General features: G+C 64.4%; 17 protein-coding genes. 9 read left to right on the forward strand and 8 right to left on the reverse strand.

Annotated features, from left to right (window positions below; genetic code table 11):
- Nucleotides 1-117: 117 nt before the first annotated feature.
- Together ACVOLZ_RS17685 and grxC are read right to left on the reverse strand one after the other, a co-directional pair.
- Nucleotides 118-510, reverse strand: coding sequence for a carboxymuconolactone decarboxylase family protein (locus ACVOLZ_RS17685; protein WP_481517252.1), 393 nt, complete (start codon nt 508-510; stop codon nt 118-120).
- Nucleotides 507-794: a glutaredoxin 3 gene (gene grxC, locus ACVOLZ_RS17690; protein WP_481517253.1), complete on the reverse strand. Its 288-nt coding sequence runs from the start codon at nt 792-794 to the stop codon at nt 507-509. The genes ACVOLZ_RS17685 and grxC overlap by 4 nt, the downstream gene beginning before the upstream one ends.
- A gap of 153 nt (nt 795-947) precedes the next feature.
- Between grxC and ACVOLZ_RS17695 the strand changes: the two genes are divergently transcribed.
- The 9 genes from ACVOLZ_RS17695 (at nt 948) to lpxH (ending at nt 14219) form a co-directional block, all read left to right on the forward strand.
- On the forward strand, nt 948-2615 hold the full coding sequence (locus ACVOLZ_RS17695) for a M48 family metalloprotease (protein ID WP_481517254.1): 1668 nt from the start codon (nt 948-950) through the stop codon (nt 2613-2615).
- A gap of 112 nt (nt 2616-2727) precedes the next feature.
- A complete protein-coding gene (phoB, locus tag ACVOLZ_RS17700; RefSeq protein ID WP_282269705.1) occupies nt 2728-3417 on the forward strand; it encodes a phosphate regulon transcriptional regulator PhoB in 690 nt (229 codons plus the stop codon).
- An 81-nt stretch (nt 3418-3498) separates the two neighbouring features.
- On the forward strand, nt 3499-4839 hold the full coding sequence (phoR, locus tag ACVOLZ_RS17705; protein ID WP_481517255.1) for a phosphate regulon sensor histidine kinase PhoR: 1341 nt from the start codon (nt 3499-3501) through the stop codon (nt 4837-4839).
- Complete coding sequence (gene ppk1 / locus ACVOLZ_RS17710; protein WP_481517256.1) at nt 4836-6920, forward strand: polyphosphate kinase 1; 2085 nt, start codon at nt 4836-4838, stop codon at nt 6918-6920. Before phoR ends, ppk1 begins: the two co-directional genes overlap by 4 nt.
- 59 nt (nt 6921-6979) lie before the next feature.
- Nucleotides 6980-8506: an exopolyphosphatase gene (gene ppx, locus ACVOLZ_RS17715; protein ID WP_481517257.1), complete on the forward strand. Its 1527-nt coding sequence runs from the start codon at nt 6980-6982 to the stop codon at nt 8504-8506.
- Between the two features lie 226 nt (nt 8507-8732).
- A complete protein-coding gene (locus ACVOLZ_RS17720) occupies nt 8733-11648 on the forward strand; it encodes a TonB-dependent receptor domain-containing protein (RefSeq protein WP_481517258.1) in 2916 nt (971 codons plus the stop codon).
- A gap of 147 nt (nt 11649-11795) precedes the next feature.
- Nucleotides 11796-12935 carry a glycosyltransferase family 4 protein gene (locus ACVOLZ_RS17725; RefSeq protein ID WP_481517259.1) on the forward strand — a complete coding sequence of 380 codons (1140 nt, stop codon included), beginning with the start codon at nt 11796-11798 and terminating at the stop codon, nt 12933-12935.
- The gene (locus tag ACVOLZ_RS17730; protein WP_481517260.1) at nt 12916-13458 is read left to right on the forward strand and encodes a phosphatase PAP2 family protein; all 543 of its coding nucleotides are present in this window, start codon (nt 12916-12918) and stop codon (nt 13456-13458) included. The genes ACVOLZ_RS17725 and ACVOLZ_RS17730 overlap by 20 nt, the downstream gene beginning before the upstream one ends.
- A 20-nt stretch (nt 13459-13478) precedes the next feature.
- Nucleotides 13479-14219, forward strand: a complete 741-nt coding sequence (gene lpxH / locus ACVOLZ_RS17735; RefSeq protein WP_481517261.1) for a UDP-2,3-diacylglucosamine diphosphatase — start codon at nt 13479-13481, stop codon at nt 14217-14219.
- Between the two features lie 290 nt (nt 14220-14509).
- Here the strand turns inward: lpxH and ACVOLZ_RS17740 are convergent, their stop codons facing one another.
- From ACVOLZ_RS17740 to folC, 6 genes are all read right to left on the reverse strand, one after another.
- A complete protein-coding gene (locus ACVOLZ_RS17740; RefSeq protein ID WP_481517262.1) occupies nt 14510-14968 on the reverse strand; it encodes a COG3650 family protein in 459 nt (152 codons plus the stop codon).
- 264 nt (nt 14969-15232) lie between these two features.
- Entirely contained in the window at nt 15233-16003 is a 771-nt protein-coding gene (locus ACVOLZ_RS17745; RefSeq protein ID WP_481517266.1) for a ferritin-like domain-containing protein, read from the reverse strand.
- Between the two features lie 206 nt (nt 16004-16209).
- Complete coding sequence (purF, locus tag ACVOLZ_RS17750; protein ID WP_481513493.1) at nt 16210-17676, reverse strand: amidophosphoribosyltransferase; 1467 nt, start codon at nt 17674-17676, stop codon at nt 16210-16212.
- A 29-nt stretch (nt 17677-17705) separates the two neighbouring features.
- The gene (locus tag ACVOLZ_RS17755; RefSeq protein ID WP_481517263.1) at nt 17706-18440 is read right to left on the reverse strand and encodes a CvpA family protein; all 735 of its coding nucleotides are present in this window, start codon (nt 18438-18440) and stop codon (nt 17706-17708) included.
- A gap of 60 nt (nt 18441-18500) precedes the next feature.
- Nucleotides 18501-19526 (reverse strand): SPOR domain-containing protein, encoded by a 1026-nt coding sequence (locus ACVOLZ_RS17760; RefSeq protein WP_481517264.1) that lies wholly within the window; start codon nt 19524-19526, stop codon nt 18501-18503.
- 66 nt (nt 19527-19592) lie between these two features.
- Nucleotides 19593-20867, reverse strand: coding sequence for a bifunctional tetrahydrofolate synthase/dihydrofolate synthase (folC, locus tag ACVOLZ_RS17765; protein ID WP_481517265.1), 1275 nt, complete (start codon nt 20865-20867; stop codon nt 19593-19595).
- Nucleotides 20868-21185: the final 318 nt, after the last annotated feature.

The raw sequence follows: 21185 nt of genomic DNA on the forward strand, positions 1-21185 counted from the left end.
AACAGGGAGGAGGAATGCGCCATCCGGCTGCCCGGAACCCGGCGCGATTGAAAAGGTTTCAACTGTCAATTATGCCTGATCAGCCGCGCCAGCCCCAACTGGACGAAGGTCTGGGGTTCAGCTGTGCTCGTGCCCGGCCGGCGCCTGGGCGGCCCCGTTCTCCAGCTGGTCAAGGAAATCCACCGCCCGCCGCAGGTGCGGGATGACGATCGAGCCACCCACCACCAGACCTACCGAGAAGGTCTCAAAGAACTCTTCACGGCTGACTCCGGCCTCTTTGCACTGGGCCACGTGGTAGCTGATGCAGTCATCGCAGCGCAGCACCATCGAGGCCACCAGGCCCAGCAGCTCCTTGGTCTTCACATCCAGCGCGCCGGCCTGATAGGTCTGGGTATCGAGCGCGAAGAAGCGCCGCACCACTTGGTTCGGTTCGGCCAGGATGCGCTGGTTCATGCGCTGGCGGAATTCAGTGAATTCAGCCAGGCGGTCCTTTTCGTTGTCGGCGCTCATGCGCCCTGCCCGGCCAGCAGCGGCTCCAGCTTGCCTTCGCGATGCAGCGCGATCATGTCGTCATAACCGCCCACATGAACATCGCCGACGAAAATCTGCGGCACGCTGGTGCGCTTGGTCAGCGACATCATCTTCTCGCGCGCGGTCGGGTCCAGGTCGATCCGGACCTCGGTCCACGACTGGTTCTTGCTCTTCAGGAAATTCTTGGCCGCTACGCAGTACGGGCAGACGGCGGTGGAGTAAATGGTGATTTCCGGTGCACCGGCGCTGGATGAGGTTGTCACAACGAAACTCCTGAGTGGAAACATTGTCTATATATGGTACCGGTCGCGCGGATTTTCGATGCCACCGGCAGAACACAGCGGGTTAACCTGTGCTTCACACCCGCGCCCCGCTTCCCCGTCATCCTCCGCCCTGCCACTACCCGGAGTCACCGCTTGCGCAACCTGCTGCTTGCCACCGCTATCGCCACTAGTTTGGCCCTGGCCTTGGCCACCCCGCTGTCCCATGCCGATGAAAGCAAACTGCCCGACATCGGTTCGTCGGCCGGCGAGCTGCTGACCCCGGCACGGCAGGCGGAGTACGGCGGCATGATGCTGCGCGAACTGCGCAACTACGGCTACCTGCTGGACGACCCGCTGGTGAACGACTGGCTCAGTACCATGGGTACACGACTGGGTTCCAACAGCGCCCAGCCACAGCAGAAGTACACGTTCTTCATGATGAAGGACCGCCAGATCAATGCGTTTGCCACATTGGGCGGCTACATCGGCATGAACGCCGGCCTGGTGCTCACTGCCGAGCGCGAGGACGAGGTGGCCGCGGTGCTGTCGCACGAAATCGCCCACGTCACCCAGCAGCATGTGCTGCGCGGAGTGGAGCGCGCCCAGCGCGACCAGATTCCGATCCTGCTCGGCATGCTGGCGGCGGTAATCGCCGCCCAGCAGGCCGGCGGCAACTCCTCGGGCGATGCGACCATGGCCGCGATCACCTCCGGCATGGGGCTGATGCAGCAGCGCCAGATCAACTTCACCCGCTCCAACGAATCCGAGGCCGACCGCCTCGGCATCCGCACCCTGTCGCGCAGCGGCTATGACGTGGACGCGATGGCCGGCTTCTTCGAACGCATGTCGGCAGCAATGCGCGGCAACGAGGGCGGCTATTCCACACCGGACTTCCTGCGCACCCACCCGGTCAACATCACCCGCATCAGCGAAGCCAAGGCCCGCGCCGAGCAGATGAAGAAGGACACCGTCCTGCTGACCACGCAGACCCCGACCGGGGTCCTGCAGGAGCGAGTCAACCCGTCCGCACCGGATACCAGCAGCAGCCCGCTGAGCGGCGGTAACCCGCTGCTACCGGCTGGCCTGCAGCTGTCACTGCCCGACAACAGCCTGCCACGCGGCCCCACCGGCCTGTTCGACTGGGCCCGCGAGCGCCTGCGCGTGCTCAGTGCGCCAACCCCGTCGGAACTGGTACGCGAATACGAAGGCCTCAAACGCAGCCAGAAGAATGGGCTCTCCGATGCACAACGCTACGGCGTAGCCATCGCCCGGCTGCGTGACGGCGGCGCTGGCGGCGTTGCCCAGGCACTACCGGAACTGCAGCAACTGCTGCAGGAATACCCGGACAACCTGTGGGTGAATCTGGCTGTGGGCGAGGCCGAATCACGCAGCGGTCGCCACGAAGACGCCAACAAGCGCTTCGACGCCCTGCTCAAGCGCCTGCCACAGAGCCGACCGGTGGCCCTGACCTATGCGCAGTTGCTGAATGAACAGGGCGGCGTCGCCGCCGGCCAGCGCGCGCAGGCCATGCTGCGGCCACTGCTGGCTCGTTCCAGCGACGACCCGGTATTCCAGGCCACCTTCGCCCGCGCCAGTGAACTGGCCGGCGACAGCACCCGCGCCAGCGAAGCCTATGCCGAGGCCGCTTATTTGAATGGGCGGCCGGAACAGGCGCTGATCCAGTTCCAGGCCCTGCTCAAGCAACCTGGCCTGGACTACGTGAGCCGCGCTCGGGTGGATGCCCGCATCGAGTCGATCATGCCGACCGTGCTGGAAATGCGCCGGCTCGGCGTGCACGACCCGGAAATGTCACGAAAGTGAACCTGCCCGCGACAAATTGCCGGGTTTACCCTCCATCCATGTCACAAACCCGTCATCAAACCGTAGTCTACTGAGCACATCCCTTATTGATGGGCATTCCGGTAGACGCCACGTGCAGAAACGTATCCTGATTGTCGATGACGAACCCGCGATCCGTGACATGGTCGCCTTTGCCCTGCGCAAGGGTGAGTACGACCCGGTCCATGCCGGCGACGCACTCGAAGCGCAGACCGCCATTGCCGACCGGGTACCGGACATGATCCTGCTGGATTGGATGCTGCCGGGTACCAGCGGGCTGGAGCTTGCCCGCCGCTGGCGCAAGGAAGTCCTCACCCGCGACGTGCCGATCATCATGCTCACCGCTCGCGGTGAAGAAAATGATCGCGTCGGCGGCCTGGAAGCAGGCGTCGACGACTATGTGGTCAAGCCGTTCTCGGCACGCGAACTGCTGGCACGCATCCGTGCGGTGATGCGTCGCACCCGCGACGATGACGAAGACGGCAGTGTCGGCGTTGGCAACATCCGCATCGATGGCGCCGCCCATCGCGTCTTCGCCGGCGATGTACCGGTGCCGATCGGCCCCACCGAATACCGCCTGCTGCATTTCTTCATGACCCATCCGGAGCGCGTCTACACCCGCTCGCAGCTGCTGGACCATGTCTGGGGCGGCAGCGTGTATGTGGAAGAACGCACCATCGACGTGCATATCCGCCGCCTGCGCAAGACGCTGGAACCCTTTGGCGCCGAGAACATGGTGCAGACCGTGCGCGGTGCCGGCTACCGTTTTTCCGCAGCCACTTGAGCCGCTGCGGCCACCCGGCCGCAACGGATGCTATAACCCGGCGTAAGCCCGACGGATTCACCGCGTACCACCGAGAGTGCAATGCCCCGCCAATTCAGATCTGCCTGGTTGAAGACGCTGGCCACCGTGGCCGCGCTGTTGTTGCTGGCATGGGGGCTGGGGGCGTTGCTGGGCCATCCGGCTTTGATCGTGGCGATCACCGCCCTGGCGATGCTGACCTGGCATTACTGGCGCCTGCGCCAGCTGCTGCTGCGGCTGACCGCACGCCAGCGCTGGGACACACCTCAAGGCGTGGGCGTCTGGAATGAACTGGACCGTCTGCTGTCACGCAACCAGCAGGAAATGCGCGCGCGCAAGCGCCGCCTGGTGGAGATGCTGCGCAGCTACCGCGCTGCTGCCGCTGCGCTGCCCGATGCGGTGGTGGTCGTGGACCGCAATACCCAACGTGTGCAGTGGTTCAACGAGGCCGCCACCGCCCTGCTCGGCCTGCAGCACCCGGCCGACATGGAAGCGGCACTGGTGCCACGCCTGCAGCCGCTGCCGCTTGCCCATTGGCTGGCCGGCGGCCGCAATGCCGAACCCATCCTGGATGCCAACTCGCCGGTCGATCCGGCTATCCGCCTGCATATGCGTTTGATCCCGTACTCGGATCACCATTGGTTGCTGGTCGCACGCGATGTGACCAAGCTGCTGCATCTGGAACAGGTCCGTCGCGACTTCGTCGCCAATGTCTCGCACGAGCTGCGCACGCCGCTGACCGTGGTGCACGGCTACCTGGACATGATGGACCCGGAGGATTTCCCCGATACCGGGCCGATGCTGTCGGAGATGCGCAAGCAATCGCAGCGCATGGCGCAGCTGGTCGAAGACCTGTTGACCCTGTCACGGCTGGAATCCCAGCAACATACCGAGCTGGAAACGGTGGGCATGACCTCGATGCTGGCATCGCTACGGCGCGAAGCCGAAGCACACAGCCAGGGCCGCCACACCATCGTCGTCGAGGACCTGGCCGGTGTGGATCTGGCAGGCTCGAACAAGGAACTGCACAGCGCCTTCTCCAACCTGCTGACCAATGCCGTGCGCTACACCCCGGCCGGTGGCCGCATCAGCCTGACCTTCAGCCGCGAAGGCAATGGCGCGGTGCTGGCGGTCACCGACACCGGTTACGGCATCCCGGCCAATCACCTGCCGCGCCTGACCGAACGCTTCTACCGTGTTTCCAGCAGCCGTTCGCGCGAAAGCGGCGGCACCGGGCTGGGCCTGTCCATCGTCAAACACATTCTTGGCCTGCACCAGGCACGCCTGGAAATCCGCAGCGAAGTCGGCCAGGGCAGCACCTTTGCCTGCCACTTCGACGCCGAGCATGTACGCCCGCGCAATGCATCCCCCTCGCCCTTGTCCATGGAAGACTTTCCGGCATGACTCCTCCTCCGCCCCCCGCCACTCCCGCCGTCGGCAACGATCCGCTGCGTGATCCGTCGCTGTACATCAACCGGGAACTGTCACAGCTGGATTTCAATTTCCGCGTGCTGGCCCAGGCGATGGATGAGCAGGTGCCGCTGCTGGAGCGGCTGCGCTTCCTGTGCATCTCCTGCACCAACCTGGATGAGTTCTTCGAAATCCGCGCCGCCGCGGTACGCCATGCGCAGGAATTCGGCCTGCCGCCGGCGCCGGACGGGATGAGCCCGCAGGCCATCCTCAACGCCATCCATGACCGCGCCGCCGAGCTGGTAGACCAGCAATACCGCTGCTGGAACCAGGTCCTGCGCCCGGCCTTGGGCGAGGCCGGCGTCGGCATCCTCGCCAACAAGACCTGGACTCCGCGTCAGCGCCGTTGGCTGCGCGCCTACTTCCGCAACGAAATCATGCCGGTGCTGTCGCCACTGGGCCTGGACCCGTCGCATCCGTTCCCGAAGATCCTCAACAAGTCGCTGAACATCGTTGTTGTGCTGAAGGGCACCGATGCCTTCGGCCGTGCCGGCCATCTGGCGCTGGTGCGTGCACCGCGTTCGCTGCCGCGCATCATCCAGCTGCCCGAATCGCTGGGCGGCCCGCAGAACTTCGTGCTGCTGTCGGCGGTGCTGTCTGCCTTCGTCGACGAGCTGTTCCCGGGCATGGATGTGCAGGGTGCCTACCAGTTCCGCGTCACCCGTAACTCCGAGCTGGTGGTGGACGAGGAAGAAGTCGAGAACCTGGCGCTGGCGCTGCGCGATGAGCTGGTCGACCGCGGCTATCGCCCGGCGGTGCGGCTGGAGATCGCCCACGACTGCCCGAAACCCATCATGCAGACCCTGCTGCAGAATTTCGGCCTGTCCGAGAACGCTGCGTATCGCATCGACGGCCCGGTCAACCTCAACCGCGTCATCCAGGTGTATGACCTGTTGCAGCGCGCGGACCTGAAGTACCCGCCGATGACCCCGCGCGTGTTCAAGTCGCCCGAGGGCATCTTCGAGACCGCCGCGCAGGGCGACGTGCTGCTGCACCACCCGTTTGATTCCTTCAGCACCGTGCTGGAGCTGATCCGCGAGGCCGCGGTCGATCCCAACGTGCTGGCGATCAAGCAGACGCTGTACCGCACCGGCAAGGACTCGGGGATTGTTGAAGCCTTGATCCTGGCCGCGCGCAACGGCAAGGACGTCACCGTCGTCGTCGAGCTGCGTGCGCGCTTCGACGAGGAGGCCAACCTCGGTCTGGCTGATCGCCTGCAGGATGCTGGCGTGCAGGTCGTCTACGGCGTGGTCGGTTTCAAGACCCACGCCAAGATGCTGCTGATCGTGCGCCGCGAGGGCCGCAAGCTGCGCCGCTACGTGCACCTGGGCACCGGCAATTACCACAGCGGCACCGCTCGCGCGTATACCGACCTGAGTCTGATCACCGCCGATGCGGACATCGGCAACGATGTGCACCTGCTGTTCCAGCAGCTGTCCGGGCTGGCCCCGAAGATGAAGTTGAAGTGCCTGCTGCAATCGCCGTTCACCCTGCATGCCGGGCTGATCAAGCGCATCGAGCGCGAGACCAAGCTTGCTCTGGACGGCAAGCCGGCACGCATCATCGCCAAGATGAACGCGCTCAACGAGGCGCAGGTGATCCGTGCCCTGTACGCGGCCTCACAGGCCGGCGTGCAGATCGACCTGATCGTGCGTGGCGCCTGCACCTTGCGCCCGGGCGTGGAAGGCGTCTCGGACAACATCCGCGTGCGTTCGATTGTCGGCCGCTTCCTCGAACACAGCCGGGTCTACTGGTTTGGCAACAATGGCGCGCCTGAGCTGTACTGCGCCAGCGCCGATTGGCTGGAGCGCAACCTGCTGCGCCGCGTGGAAACCTGCTTCCCGATCCTGGATACCGATCTGGCCCGTCGCATCTACCGCGAGGTGCTGCAGAACTACCTGGACGACAACCTCAATGCATGGGACCTGCAGGAAGACGGCCGCTACATCAAGTGCGAGCCCGCGCCCGGCCAGCCGCCGCATTCAGCGCAGCAGGCATTGATGGAGGGTCTGTAGCAGCGAAGATTGCCGGGGCAAGGTGACGCCGACCCCCGGGCTTCGGCTACCATTCCGCCATGCCCCAGTCCTCTCTGACCCCACCGCCCTTGCAGGACGGCGACCTGCTGGCCGCCATCGATCTGGGCTCCAACAGTTTCCATATGGTCATCGCGCGCTACCTGCTTGGGCAGCTGCGGGTGGTGGACCGTCTGCGCGAAACCGTACGCATGGCCGATGGCCTGGATGGCAAGGGCGGTCTCTCGCCTGAAGCCCGCCAGCGCGCGCTGGAGTGCCTGGCCCGCTTCGGCCAGCGCATCCGCAACATCCCGCCGTACCGCGTGCGTGCACTGGCCACCAATACCGTGCGCCAGCTGCGCTCGCCGCTGTCGTTCCTGATGCCGGCCGAAACCGCGCTCGGCCACGCCATCGAAGTGGTCAGCGGTCGCGAAGAAGCGCGCCTGATCTATCTCGGCGTTGCCCACGCACAACCGCCCAAGCCCGACCAGCATCGGCTGGTGATCGACATCGGCGGTGGCTCCACCGAGTTCATCATCGGCCAGGGCATGCAGACGCTGGAACGCGAGAGCCTGCAGGCCGGCTGCATTGCCAGTACAAGGCGCTTTTTCCCCGGCGGCAAGCTGAGCAAGAAGCGCTGGAAAGACGCACTCACCGAGATCGGCGCCGAGTTCCAGCCCTTCGCCAACAAGTACAAGGCATTGGGCTGGCAGGAAGCACTGGGCTCGTCCGGCACGCACAAGGCGATCAGCGAGATCTGCGCGGCGATGAAGCTGAGCAAGGGCGCGATCACCGCCGAGGCATTGCCGCAGCTGCGCGAAGAACTGCTACGCGCCAAGAACATCAACGAGATCGAGCTGCCGACGCTGTCCAGCGAGCGCCGACCGATCATCGCCGGTGGCGTCCTCGTGCTGGAGGCCGCCTTCCAGGCACTGGGCCTGCAGAAGCTGCTGGTCAGCAAGGCGGCGATGCGCGAAGGCATCCTCTACGACATCATGGGCCGCGCCAACGACAACGATCCGCGCGATGAATCGGTGGCCGCACTGACCCAGCGTTACGCCATCGACGAAGCCCAGGCACAGCGGGTGGAAGCCACCGCACAACGGCTGTTCGAACAGGTGTCCGACGCCTGGAAGCTGGATGTCGACGATGCGCGCATGCTGGGCTGGGCCGCACGCCTGCACGAGCTCGGTTTGATGATCGCGCACAGCGGTTATCACACCCATGGCAGCTACGTGATCGAGCATTCCGATATCGCTGGTTTCTCGCGACAGGAACAGCAGATGCTGGCCGCGTTGATCCGCACCCATCGTCGTGGCATTCCCAAGAGCGCCTTCGAGGCCCTGCCCGAGCGCCTGTTGCTGCCGGCCAAACGCACGGCGGCAATCCTGCGACTGGCAGTACTCCTGCACCGCGCACATGAGTCCGACCCGATCCCGACCCTGGAGCTGTCAGTGGATGGCAACACCTTGTCGCTGATCCTGGCCAAGGACTACATCGACGCCCGCCCGCTGCTGCGCGCGGATCTGGTCGGCGAGGCTGAAGGCATGACCGGGCTGGGTTTCAGCTTCCGGCCATTTGTGGCCTGAGCGCTCAGGCCAACCCGCCGCCATCAAGATTGATCTGAAAGTGCAGCACCAATGCGTAACTGCGGTTACCCATTACTTCAAAACAAACATTTTTTTTACAAACGACGCTACTCTCGCTAAACCATTCTTGCACTTGCAACGATGGTCTTTGATGGAGATCGCGACGGCCTTACGTCGCAATCTCTTTTTGACATTTGTCAGTTTCAAAAGAGAGAGAGAGCCCGCAATGCAAACACGTTCCAGCGTACTGGGGCAGGCGATTCGCTATGCCTTGGTTTCGAGCACCGTCGGCATGATCGCCCTGCCCGCGCTCGCCCAGGACAGCAATCCCACCACCCTTGATCGCATCGAGATCACCGGTTCGCGCATCCGTCAGGTCGACGTCGAAACCGCACAGCCGGTGTTCGCCATCAGCCGCACCGATATCGAGCAGCAGGGCTTCAGCTCGGTTGCCGACATCCTGCAGAACGTCACCGCCATGGGCAGCCCCACCATCAGCCGCGCCAATGCGCTGACTGCGGGTGAAAATGCCGGCGGTACCTATATCGACATGCGCAACCTGGGTACCCAGCGCACCCTGGTACTGGTCAACGGCAAGCGCCTGGGCATCAGCACCTCCGGTTACCAGGACGTGTCCAACCTGCCGGTTTCGGCAGTGGAACGTATTGAAGTACTGAAGGACGGCGCCTCGGCCATCTATGGTTCCGATGCCATGGCCGGTGTGGTCAACATCATCACCCGCTCCAATGTCAACGGCGTTACCGCCAATGTCTACCACGGCCAGTTCAGCCAGGGCGACGGTGCACGTGACCGTTTCGACGTGATCGGCGGCTGGAGCAACGACCGCATCTCGCTGACGCTGTCCGCCGAACACAGTGAAGAAAAGGGTGTCTGGGCCAAAGACCGCTGGTTCAGCGCCTATGGCATCAGCGACCGTCACCCGAACGACGCCAGCAACTGGACCACGTTGAGCCAGTACGGCCAGATCACCGGCCTGAAGGGTGGCCCCGGCTGTACCGCCACAGCCGGTTGCAACTACTCGCTCAACCGCGGTGCCGACCCGACCAATCCGGCCAATTACCACATCACCAACACCACCCCGTTCACCGGTGATGTCAGCAATGCCAACAACCAGATGCACGTGAACTACCCGATCAAGCGGGATTCTGTGTATTTCGATGGCCGCTTCAAGATCACTGACGCCATCAACTTCAAGACCGAACTGGGCTACAACCAGCGCAGCTCCAGCCGCCAGATCGCCGGTTATCCTCTGCAGTCGAGCACCGCTGGCATCGGCTCGATGTCGATCGACAGCTACTTCAACCCGTTCGGCAACCAGCACGGCTATGCCAAGCCGACCGCTGTGGCCTGGAACCGCCGTACCTGGGAAGTGCCGCGCGTCACCAACAGCGAGCTGAAGACCTATCGCGCAGTGGCCTCGTTCGATGGCTCCTTTGACATTGGCGAGCGCTACTTCGACTGGGAAGCCGGCTACCAGTACAGCCGCAACGAGCTGGAATCCGTTGCCACCGGCAACCTGCACAAGGGCCGCGTTGCGGCTGCAGTGGGGCCGTCGTTCTACAACGCTGCCACCGGCAAGGTCGAATGCGGCAAGCCCGGCGCACCGGTCGCCAACTGCACCCCGTGGAATCCACTGGCGCCATATGGCAGCACCGATGCGAACGGCCTGACTGCCAACGCCACCCTGCAGGACTGGCTGTTCCCGCCGGAAATCACCAAGGGCAAGACCACCAGCAAGAACTTCTTCGCCAACATCGCCGGCAGCATCGTTACCTTGCCGGCCGGCGACCTTGGTTTTGCGTTTGGTGTTGAGAGCCGCAAGGAAGCGGGCGAATACATCCCCGATCCGCTGGCCCAGACTGGTGCCACCACCAACCTGGCGGCTGGCCCGACCGGTGGTGACTACAAGGTCAACGAAGCGTACCTGGAGCTCAACATCCCGGTGCTGGCTGACCTGCCTGGCGCGCGTGAACTCAGCTTCAATGCTGCCACCCGTTACTCCGACTACGATACCTTCGGCAACACCGTCAACAGCAAGTTCGGTTTCAAGTGGAAGCCGTTCGAGCAGTTGCTGGTGCGCGGCACCTGGGCCGAAGGCTTCCGCGCCCCGACCATCAACGACCTGTTTGGCGGTGGTTCGGAAACCTTCGCAACCTTCAGCGATCCCTGCGACACCGTGTTCGGCGCTTCCAAGACCAGCGCCGAGGTACGTGCCCGATGCGCACGTGACATCGCCAACGCCAACACCTTCCGTCAGCTCAAGCAGGGCATGACCCCGGTGACCACGGCGTCCGACGCCACGCCGCTGCCGTTCGTCGGCGGTTCCAACCCCTCGCTCACCCCGGAAACCTCCACGAGCAAGACCTTGGGTCTGGTCTGGAGCCCGAGCTTCATCAGCAACTTCAACGTGTCGCTGGACTGGTGGAAGATCCGCATCGACAACACCATCGTCTCCGATAGCCCGAACCAGATCCTGATCGACTGCTATGAGCAGGGCATCGACGCACGCTGCAACCGCTTCACCCGTGATCCGGTAACCGGCATTGTCAACACCCTTCGCTTCGGCAACCGCAACGCCGGTTTCCTGCAGACCGAAGGCTATGACATGGACCTGAGCTACCGCCTGGATACCGACTATGGCAAGTTCAGCACCAGTTGGGCCACCACCTACGTCAGCGAGAACATCTACCGTTCGACCAACGACAACAAGGTGGTCCCGACCCCCAGCAACGGCATCGGCAGTGGCTTCCGTGTCCGCTCCAACCTGACCGCAGGCTGGGAACGTGGCAACTTCGGCGCCAGCTGGACTGCCCGCTACTTCTCCGGCGTCAAGGAGCAGTGCCCGAACATTGCCCTGTATCCGGCTGAATGCTCCGACCCGGGCGTCTTCGCGCCTTGGTACAAGGGCGCGCGCAACTACAACGAGCGTGGTTCGGTGACCTTCCACGACGTGCAGGTGCGTTACAAGCTGCCGTGGGATGCCACCGTGTCGGTCGGTGCCAACAACGTGTTCGAGAAGTACGGTCCGGTGATGTACAGCAAGCCGAACTCGGCCTTCTCCTACTACGGCGGCTACGACATTGGTCGTTTCGTGTACATGAAGTACCAGCAGCGCTTCTGATCCCTGCCTCGCAGGTAAAAAAGCACCAGGAACCACGGCCCTTCGGGGCCGTGGTTTTTTTCGTTGGCCCGGTAACAAAGTCGTCAACTGGAAGTAACAGTCGCTTCATTCCCGGCGCGCATCCTCGCCAAAAACCGGGAGCCAGCCATGCGCTTTGCGATCGTCACCGAGACCTATCCACCGGAGGTCAATGGCGTTGCCTTGACCGTGCAGGGGCTGGAACACGGCCTGCGCAACCGCGGCCATGACGTCGATGTGGTCCGTCCGCGCCAACAACAGGATGGCACCGGCGCCGCCCACGAAGTTCTGGTGCGTGGTGCCGGCCTGCCGCGCTACCCCGGCCTGCGCTTCGGCCTGCCGGCGCCGTTGCGGCTGGCCCGGCAATGGCAACAGCAACGCCCGGATGCAATCTATGTGGCCACGGAAGGCCCGCTGGGCTGGTCTGCGATGCGCACCGCGCGGCGGCTGGGTATCCCGGTTGCCTCGGGTCTGCACACGCGTTTTGATGAGTACCTGCCCGACTATGGCGCTGCCTGGTTGCAAGGCACCGCACTGCGCTGGATGCGCCGTTTCCACAATCAGGCAGAAGCCACCTTGGTCCCCACCCGCGAGCTGCAGCAGTTTCTTCTGGACAATGGATTTTCCCGTGCGCGGCTGCTTGCACGCGCGGTAGATGGCAGTCAGTTCGATCCCAGCAAACGCGATGCAGCCTTGCGTGCCGATTGGGGCATCGAAGGCGAAGGCTTCGCGGTGATCTACGTTGGCCGCATCGCTGCAGAAAAGAACCTGGGCCTGGCGATCAAGGCATTCCGCCGCATCCAGCAGCAACGACCGAAGGCACGCTTTGTCTGGGTCGGCGATGGCCCGATGCGAGAGAAGCTGGCCGAGCAGAACCCAGACTTCATCTTCTGCGGTGTGCAGCGCGGCGAAGCCCTGGCCAGGCACTTCGCCAGCGGCGACCTGTTCCTGTTTGCCAGCCGCAGCGAGACCTTTGGCAACGTCACCTTGGAAGCCATGGCCAGTGGCGTTGCGACGGTCGCCTTCAACTACGGCGCCGCCCGCGAACACCTGCAAAGTGGACACAGTGGCGTTGCCGTGGACAACGATGAAAACTTCATCGCCGCCGCCGTGCAGCTGGCCAACGATGACGAGATGCGCACCACCCTCGGTGCAAACGCCAGCCGCGCGATGCAGCGCCTGCATCCCGAACACGTGGTCGCCGAATTTGAAGCACTGCTCAGCGAACTAGCCTCCCGGAGACGCTTCCATGCCATTGCTGCCGCCTGAAGGGATTGCCGCGCGTGAAGCGCGCTGGTGCCGACGCGCAAACCGCTATGGCCGCCGTCGCGGCATCCGGCGCCTGTTCTCGGTGCTGAGCCGCCTCGGTGACGGCATGTTCTGGTACATGCTGATGGGCGCGCTGGTGCTGGCCGATGGCCTGGATGGCCTGCAGGCCTCCGCGCATATGGCTGCCACCGGCGTACTGGCGCTGACCCTGTACAAGCTGCTCAAGCGCTGGACCCGGCGCCCGCGCCCGTTCGCCGCCGACCTGCGCATCCGCGCCTGGGTGGCGCCGCTGGATGAATACAGCTTTCCCTCCGGCCACACCCTGCACGCGGTGTCCTTCACCGTGGTGGCGCTGGCCTATTACCCCTGGCTTGCCCCACTACTGCTGCCCTTCACCGTCGGCGTAGCGCTGTCGCGGGTGGTGCTGGGTCTGCACTACCCCAGCGATGTGTTGGCCGCCACCGGCATCGGTGTGCTGCTGGGCTTGGGCTCGCTGCAGCTGTTGCCGCTGCTCACCGGCTGATCAGGCTCTACAATGCGGGCATGACAACGCTGTTCATCTCCGACCTGCATCTGGACCCCAGCCGTCCAGCCATCACTGACCTGTTCCTCGACTTCCTGCGCGGCGAAGCGCGGCAGGCCGATGCGCTGTACATCCTGGGCGATCTGTTTGAAGCCTGGATCGGCGATGACACGCCCTCCAGCGCCGCCGATGCGGTCGCACTGGCGCTGCGCGAAGTCAGCGATGCCGGCGTGCCGGTGTACTTCATCCGTGGCAACCGCGATTTCCTGCTCGGCAACGACTATGCCGCCCGTGCCGGGATGCGCATCCTGCCGGATCCTTCGGTGATCCAGCTGTATGGCAAGCCGGTGCTGCTGCAGCACGGTGACCTGTTGTGCACCGACGATGTCGCGTATCAGGCCTTCCGTGCACAGACCCGCGATCCGGCGTTCATCGCCCAGTTCCTGTCGCAGTCGCTGGAAGCACGCGTCGCCTTCGCACAGAAAGCCCGCGCCGCCAGCCAGGCGCATCAATCGGAAATGAAGCAGGACGACAAGGCGACGTTTGAAACCGTCACCGACGTTGCACCCGCCGAGGTGCTTGCCACCTTCCAGCGTTATGGCGTGAGCACGATGATCCACGGCCACACCCATCGCCCGGCGATCCATACCGTGAATGCCGGCGAGCACAGCTTCACCCGCATCGTGCTGGGCGACTGGTATGAGCAGGGTTCTGTGTTGCGCGTGGATGCTGATGGCTACCGGTTGGAAGCGTTGGGCTGACCGCAGTTGTAGGAGCGGCGTCAGCCGCGAAGCCGGGGCAAAGAGAACCGCCAGATAGGGCTGCAACCGCAGATCTGCGGGGGGGTTTTTGCTTTTGTGGCTGCGCGGCTTACGCCGCTCCTACAAGGCTCGACCATATGTTTTGTCGGAGTGGTATGAGCCGCGCAGCTGACATAAAAAAAACCGCCAGATGTGGCTGCAATCGCCCCCCCTGTCTGACGGTTCTTGCTTTCATTGCTTCGCAGCTCACGCCACTCCCACAAATTTAAAATTTGGGGCAGCTGCCCGGATCATGGCGCTTCTACCGGCACCGACGGGTCGCGCGCGCAGCCTTTGAAGGTGTCCTTGCCCAGCACGAATTCGGCGGTGAACGGGTGCTTCAGGTCGGACATGCCGTCCGAACACTCGGCGCGCTGCAAGGTCAGCCGGAATGCATCGTTGCCCTCGCCACCCTGCACTACCAGCAAGCCATCCTGCAGCGTTCTGCTGCCTTCGAAATGCTGCGGGCTGGCCTGGGTTTCAGGGGTGCTGTAGTCAAGCTTGCCGCCATCCACGCGCACGCTCCAGAACGGCTCATTGCCAAAGGCCTGCACGATGACCGGGAAATCATCCTTGGCAGCTACTGCTTCAGCTGGTGCAGCAGGCGCAACCGGAGCCGGCGTTGTAGCACTGGAATCAGCCGCAGGCTTGGGACCGTTGCATGCCGACAATGCCACTACCAGCGCGGTCAGCGTAAGAATCTGCTTCATCGTTTTCTCCTTGATTGCATCGTTGCCGATCGAGAACACTCTGGGATGTGACTCGACCCGATGTTGGCGCATGCCTTTGCATCAGCCCGTGAAAGACACGGATACGCAAAGCCGCATCTGCCGCGCCGATAGTGGAATGCAGGCGAGCGAGGCGTCAATCGGACAGGGCCCGAGTTGCAGGGATCATTCATCGTTGAGCCCTGCAATGCCAATGAGAACAGTCGCCACCAATGAAGCGGCGGCGTGCTTCACCGCGCGCGGCACTCAACCGGCTTGTTCAACCAGATAGTCCAGCTCGTCTTCGTCGAAACCGGCCAACAAGCGCGCTTCCAGATTGAAGGGCCCGCGCAGATAGCCACCGGCATACTCGCCAAGCAGCTCTTTGAATCGCTTGCGTGGCTCGACACCAACGCGTGCGCAATACCAGTGGTACCAGCGCGTGCCGGCAGCGACGTGAGCCACTTCTTCGCGCAGGATCACATCCAGCACATCGGCGGTGCTTGCATCACCCAGCGAGCGCAGCTTGCTGATCATCGCCGGGGTCACATCCAGGCCGCGCGCTTCCAGTACCCGCGGTACCAAAGCCATGCGTGCCAAGCCGTCGTGCGCGGTCTTCTCGCACATTTCCCACAGACCGTTGTGCGCGGGGAAATCGGCGTAGTCGTGGCCGTGCGCCAATAGGCGATCACGCAGCAATACGAAGTGGCGCGACTCATCATCGGCGCAGCTCACCCAATCGGCGTAGAAGCTGCCCGGCAGGCCACGGAAGCGATACACCGCGTCCCAGGCCAGGTCGATGGCATTGAGTTCGATATGGGCGATGGCGTGGATGAAAGCAGCGCGCCCATCCACTGATCCCAGGCCACGGCGCGGCAGATCGCGGGGGTGCACCAGCACCAGCTGCGGCGGGCGGCCCGGCGCGCGGATCGGCTCCGGTTCTGGCGCTTCTGCAGGCAGCTTCAATGTGCCAGCGCGGTAGCGCGCGGTGTAGTGCTGGGTGAGTGCGACTTTTTCAAGCGGATCGGCGGCAGCCATGCAGATGCAGGCCGCATCGAGCAGGGAGAAGTCTGCTGCTTCGGCGGGCAGAGAAAATGCAGGGGTAGCGGGCTGTACTTGTTGCGGATTCATGGGTGCTCACGGAGTTCCGCTTCGTTCTGCCCTCACCCCAACCCCTCTCCCGCGTGCGGGAGAGAGGCTTTGAGCGCTGCGTGCGGGAGAAGGGTTATGAGCCCTCCCAATTCTTATGCGCGGCGCTGGGTCTTGGCTTCGTCCGAACGCAGCTGTTGGATGCGCTCGAAGTAACCCGGCTCAATGCCGGTGACGTACTCGCCGTTGAAGCAGGACGAATCGAATTCCTTCAGCTCCGGGTTGCCTTCGCGCACTGCAACTTCCAGATCTTCCAGATCCTGGTAGACCAGCCAATCGCAGCCCAGGTGCTTTTCGATTTCCTCGACACTGCGGTTGTGCGCGACCAGCTCTTCGGCCGCCGGCATATCGATACCGTAGATGTTCGGGAAACGCACCGGCGGCGCGGCGCTGGCTAGATAGACCTTGCGCGCACCGGCATCACGCGCCATCTGCACGATCTGCTGGCTGGTGGTGCCGCGCACGATCGAGTCATCGACCAGCAGCACCACGCGGTTGCGGAATTCCAGGTGGATGGGGTTGAGCTTGCGGCGCACGGACTTCACCCGCTCACCCTGGCCCGGCATGATGAAGGTGCGGCCGACGTAGCGGTTCTTGACGAAGCCTTCGCGGTACTTCACGCCGAGCACGTTGGACATTTCCAGCGCGGCATCGCGCGAGGTGTCCGGGATCGGGATGATGGTGTCGATGTCATGGTCCGGGCGCAGGCGCAGGATCTTCTCGCCCAGCTTCTGGCCCATGCGCATGCGTGCCTTGTGCACCGATACGTTGTCCATCATCGAGTCGGGGCGTGCGAAGTACACGTACTCGAAGATGCACGGCGTCTGCTGGGTGTTGGTGGCGCAGATCTCGGTGAACAGCTCGCCGCGCTCGGTGATGACCACCGCTTCGCCCGGCGCCACATCGCGCATGCGCTCGAAGCCGAGCACGTCCAGCGCCACCGATTCGGACGCCACCGCGTACTCGACGCCTTCGGCGTGGTTGCGCTTGCCCAGCACCAGCGGGCGGATGCCGTGCGGGTCGCGGAAGGCAACCAGGCCCAGGCCCAGCACAACGCTGACCACCGCATAGCCGCCCTTGCAGCGACGGTGCACACCGGCCACGGCACGGATCGCCGCTTCCGGGGTCAGCATGCGCTGTGCGTCCAGCTCGTAGGCAAATACGTTCAACAGCACTTCGCTGTCCGAATCGGTATTGATGTTGCGGCGGTCGGCCTCGAATACCTGGCGACGCAGCGCCTCGGTATTGATCAGGTTGCCGTTGTGCGCCAGCGCAATGCCATAAGGCGAGTTGACGTAGAACGGCTGCGCCTCGTCGGTGCCTTCCGAGCCTGCGGTTGGGTAGCGCACATGGGCGATGCCGATGCGACCCTGCAGCAGCTCCATGCGGCGCTCGTCAAATACATCACGGACCAGGCCGTTGGCCTTTTCCACGCGTAGGCGAGTGCCGTCAGCGGTAGCGATACCGGCCGCATCCTGGCCACGGTGTTGGAGGACGGTCAGGCCGTCATAAAGCTGCCCGGCGACGTTTTGGTTGCCGACGATTCCGACGATGCCACACATGTTGCGCGATCTCCGCTGGGCGATGCCCGTTAACGTGAAGGTGGCCGTGCCTGGCCCTGAGGCTCAACCCGTATCGGCTTGAGTTGACCCGGGCGCACCTGCGCCGGATCGATGTTGGAGGGCAACGCCCCCGCCGGGTCAGCTCGGCTTTGCTCTGCGCTGCGCTGGCGGGGATCAAAACGCATCCCTTCCAACGGCGCCGGTAGCAAGCCACTGCCCGCATCTGCTTCGTTCGGTCCGCCATTATCGCCTGCCAGCACCGACTTACCCAAGTCCATCAGTGCCATTGCCGGCGATTCAGGTGGCTGCGGCAGCTTTTCGCGTGCCCAGTCAGCCATCGGCTGCAGCCAAGGCACCACGCTGGACTGACGCCAGCCCGGTTCTTCATCCATCGAGGTGAAGCCGAGCAGCAGTACCGCCAGCACCGCCAACAGCACCCCGCGCACCGTGCCCAAGGCCAGGCCGAGCAGCCGATCCGGCCATTTCAGCAGTACCGTGGCATCGACCACGCCGCGCAGCAGACGCCCGATCAGGGTGGCCGCCAGCAGCACACCGATGAATACCAGCAGATAGCCGCCGACGTAGTCGCCAGCACTGGGCTGGCCTTGATCGGCCAGCAGCAAGGCAGCGCGCGCACCGTAGTAAAAGGCGGCCGCGCCTGCCAACAGCCAGTTCACTACGCCCAGCACGGTCGCCAGCAGTCCGCGCATCAGCCCGAACAGGGCCGACACGCCAATCAGCGCCAACAGCACCAGATCAATCACCGCGCGCCCCGCAGGTGCTGCACAGGGTTGCGCGGATGCTCAGCTGGACGCGAGGCCGCATCAAGGATGCGGGCGGACCATGCCGGCGATACCGACCTTGGCCGCGACCTGCGCCTTGAGCTGTTCAGCCTGCTCGCGGCTGGCCACCGGTCCGATGCGGACGCGGTTGAGCACGCCGTTATCGGTACGCACCTGCTCGACAAAAGCACTGAAGCCGGCGGCGCGCGCGCGGTCACGCAATGCATTGGCATCGGCAGCCTGGCCAAAGGCACCCAGCTGCACGGCGAAACCAACACCGCTGGCAGCTGGCGCGGCCGGGGTGGTGACTGCCGGTTTGGCCGAGGTTGCCGCGACCGGCTTGGCCGGCTCAGGCTTCGGCGCCTCCGGCTTGGCGGCCGGCTTGGGTTCGGGCTTGGGCGCCGCCACGACCGGCTTGGCCGGCTCCGGCGGCAAGGCCTCGGTGCGGACCGGCGCGGTGCTTGCGGCAGCGGTAGCGGTGCTGCTGGCAGCCGGCGTGGCAGTGGCGGTCGGTGCCGGTACTGCGTTTTCGGCAGCGGCGTTGAGCACCACCACCTGCGCATTCACGTCATTGCGGACCTTGCCCGCCTCCAGCCGCACCAGTTCAGCCTGGGCGCGATCGGCGTACGGGCCGATGCGCACACGCCAGGCCGGGCGGCCATTGATGGTGTCGGCCTGACGGAAGCCCGGCAGATTGGATTTCTTCAGGTGGGCGATCACCGCATCGGCATCAGCCTCGCTGCCATAGGCACCGAAATTGACCGCGTAATTGCCAGCGGCCGCCGACGGCGGCAAGCCATTGGTCGGCTGCTCGACCGCGGCGGCCACGCCGGTTTCCGGCTGTGCGGCGGGCATGCCCAAGGCGCCACCTGCCGGTGCGCCCGGCGCGACCAGCGGCAGCTCGCGGGTTTCAAACTGGCCTTCGGCCGGTGCCACAGGCGCGCTCAATGGCACGTCCTGTACGCCACTGTCCGGCGCAGGCCCTTTGACCAGCATCGGCAGGAAAATTACGGCCAAGGCCACCAGAACGATGGCACCAATCAATCGCTGTTTCAGAGGAGTTTCCACAATTGGCGTATGCGCGGCGCGGCGGAGTGCCCCGGTGATTATATGCGGGGCACGCGCGGCAGCGTCTTAGTCAGCTGAACGGAGTAGTGGCAGTGCTTCGGCCACCGTATGGAAGGAGCCGAACACCAGCACCCGGTCGCCGTGCTGAGCCTGACCCAATGCGGCGTCCAGTGCCTTGGTGACGTTGTCGGACAAGCTGGCATCAGCGGCAGCGGTCTGCGCCAGACGCTCGCGCAGCTGCGCAGCGGTTTGCCCACGCGCGCCTTCCAGCCCGCCCAGGAACCAGCCATTGACCTGCGCCTGCAGGGCTTCGACCACACCCGCAGCGTCCTTGTCGGCCAGCGCGGCAAAGACCGCGAACGTGCGGCCCTGCACTGGCTCCGCCTTCAATGCTGCAGCCAAAGCGCCAGCGGCCTGCGGGTTGTGCCCCACATCCAGCAACACTTCAATGCCGTCGCGCTCAAAACGTTGCAGGCGCCCGACTATCTGCGCATCAGCTACGCCCTGCGCCCACGCAGCGCGCGGCACCGGCTTGTCCAAGGCGCGCAACGCGGCGACCGCGGTAGCGGCGTTGTTGCGCTGGATCGGCGCCCACAAAGCGGGCTGCGGCAGTTCCAGACGGAACGAGACATCACGCCAACGCCACAGCTCGGCATCAATGTCCTCGGCAAAGAAATCGCTGCCGAAGCGGATCGCATTGGCACCAAGCACGTAGGCGCGGCGCAGCACGCTGGACGGTGGATCGATCTCGCCAAGAATCAGCGGCTTCCAGCCACGGATGATGCCGGCCTTCTCTTCGCCGATGACTTCGCGATCGTTGCCCAGCCAATCGGCGTGGTCGATATCGACGGTGGTGATCACGGCCACATCGGCGTCAATGATGTTGACCGCATCCAGACGCCCGCCGAGGCCGACTTCCAGCACCGCCAGATCCAAATCGGCCTGCTGGAACAGCCACAGCGCGCACAGCGTGCCGTATTCGAAATAGGTCAGCGCGGTTTCGCCACGGGCGTCTTCGACCGCGTTGAAGCCGGCTACCAGACTCGCCTCATCCACGTCCTTGCCATCGATGCGCACGCGCTCGTTGTAGCGCAGCAGGTGCGGGGAGGTGTAGGCACCCACCTTCCACTCCGCGGCACGGGCGATGGACTCGATGAAAGCCACGGTCGAACCCTTGCCGTTGGTGCCGCCGACCACGATGCAGTGCTCGGCCGGCCGCCCCAGCTGCATGCGCTGGGCGACCTCGCGCACGCGCTCCAAGCCCATGGCGATGGCTTGCGGGTGCTGCTGTTCGATATGGGCGAGCCACTGTTCAAGCGTGGCGGGACGAGCGGAAGACATGCGGAGGACTCTCAGGATCATGGGCCGGCACTGAAAGCCGGCTGCGCGTTGCGCGCGGGAATGGTGCCCATGATACAGCGGCTGCCCTACCTGGCCGCCAAGCTTGCCGGCATGTCAGGCCGGGAGCGTAGTGCCGAGCCATGCTCGGCAGAGGCGTCACCAGCAACCCATCAGCCCCCAGCCAATTTGTGGGAGCGGCGTAAGCCGCGAAGCCACTGCAAGATCAGAAGCGGGAAAGCGCCCCCCCCCCCCCCCCCCCCCCCCCCCACAGGGCGCGCCGGGGGGGAGGAAAAATTTGGGGGGGGGGGGGCGGGGGGG

The organism is Stenotrophomonas sp. STEN020, assembly GCF_056760195.1.

Excerpts from the sequence above, each read along its gene's own strand:
- ppk1 (WP_481517256.1), top strand. The coding sequence starts at position 4,836 with ATGACTCCTCCTCCGCCCCCCGCCACTCCCGCCGTCGGCAACGATCCG.
- ACVOLZ_RS17725 (WP_481517259.1), top strand. The coding sequence starts at position 11,796 with ATGCGCTTTGCGATCGTCACCGAGACCTATCCACCGGAGGTCAATGGC.
- folC (WP_481517265.1), bottom strand. The coding sequence starts at position 20,867 with ATGTCTTCCGCTCGTCCCGCCACGCTTGAACAGTGGCTCGCCCATATC.
- ACVOLZ_RS17720 (WP_481517258.1), top strand. The coding sequence starts at position 8,733 with ATGCAAACACGTTCCAGCGTACTGGGGCAGGCGATTCGCTATGCCTTG.
- lpxH (WP_481517261.1), top strand. The coding sequence starts at position 13,479 with ATGACAACGCTGTTCATCTCCGACCTGCATCTGGACCCCAGCCGTCCA.
- phoR (WP_481517255.1), top strand. The coding sequence starts at position 3,499 with ATGCCCCGCCAATTCAGATCTGCCTGGTTGAAGACGCTGGCCACCGTG.
- ACVOLZ_RS17685 (WP_481517252.1), bottom strand. The coding sequence starts at position 510 with ATGAGCGCCGACAACGAAAAGGACCGCCTGGCTGAATTCACTGAATTC.
- purF (WP_481513493.1), bottom strand. The coding sequence starts at position 17,676 with ATGTGTGGCATCGTCGGAATCGTCGGCAACCAAAACGTCGCCGGGCAG.
- ACVOLZ_RS17740 (WP_481517262.1), bottom strand. The coding sequence starts at position 14,968 with ATGAAGCAGATTCTTACGCTGACCGCGCTGGTAGTGGCATTGTCGGCA.
- ACVOLZ_RS17745 (WP_481517266.1), bottom strand. The coding sequence starts at position 16,003 with ATGGCTGCCGCCGATCCGCTTGAAAAAGTCGCACTCACCCAGCACTAC.
- ppx (WP_481517257.1), top strand. The coding sequence starts at position 6,980 with ATGCCCCAGTCCTCTCTGACCCCACCGCCCTTGCAGGACGGCGACCTG.
- ACVOLZ_RS17730 (WP_481517260.1), top strand. The coding sequence starts at position 12,916 with ATGCCATTGCTGCCGCCTGAAGGGATTGCCGCGCGTGAAGCGCGCTGG.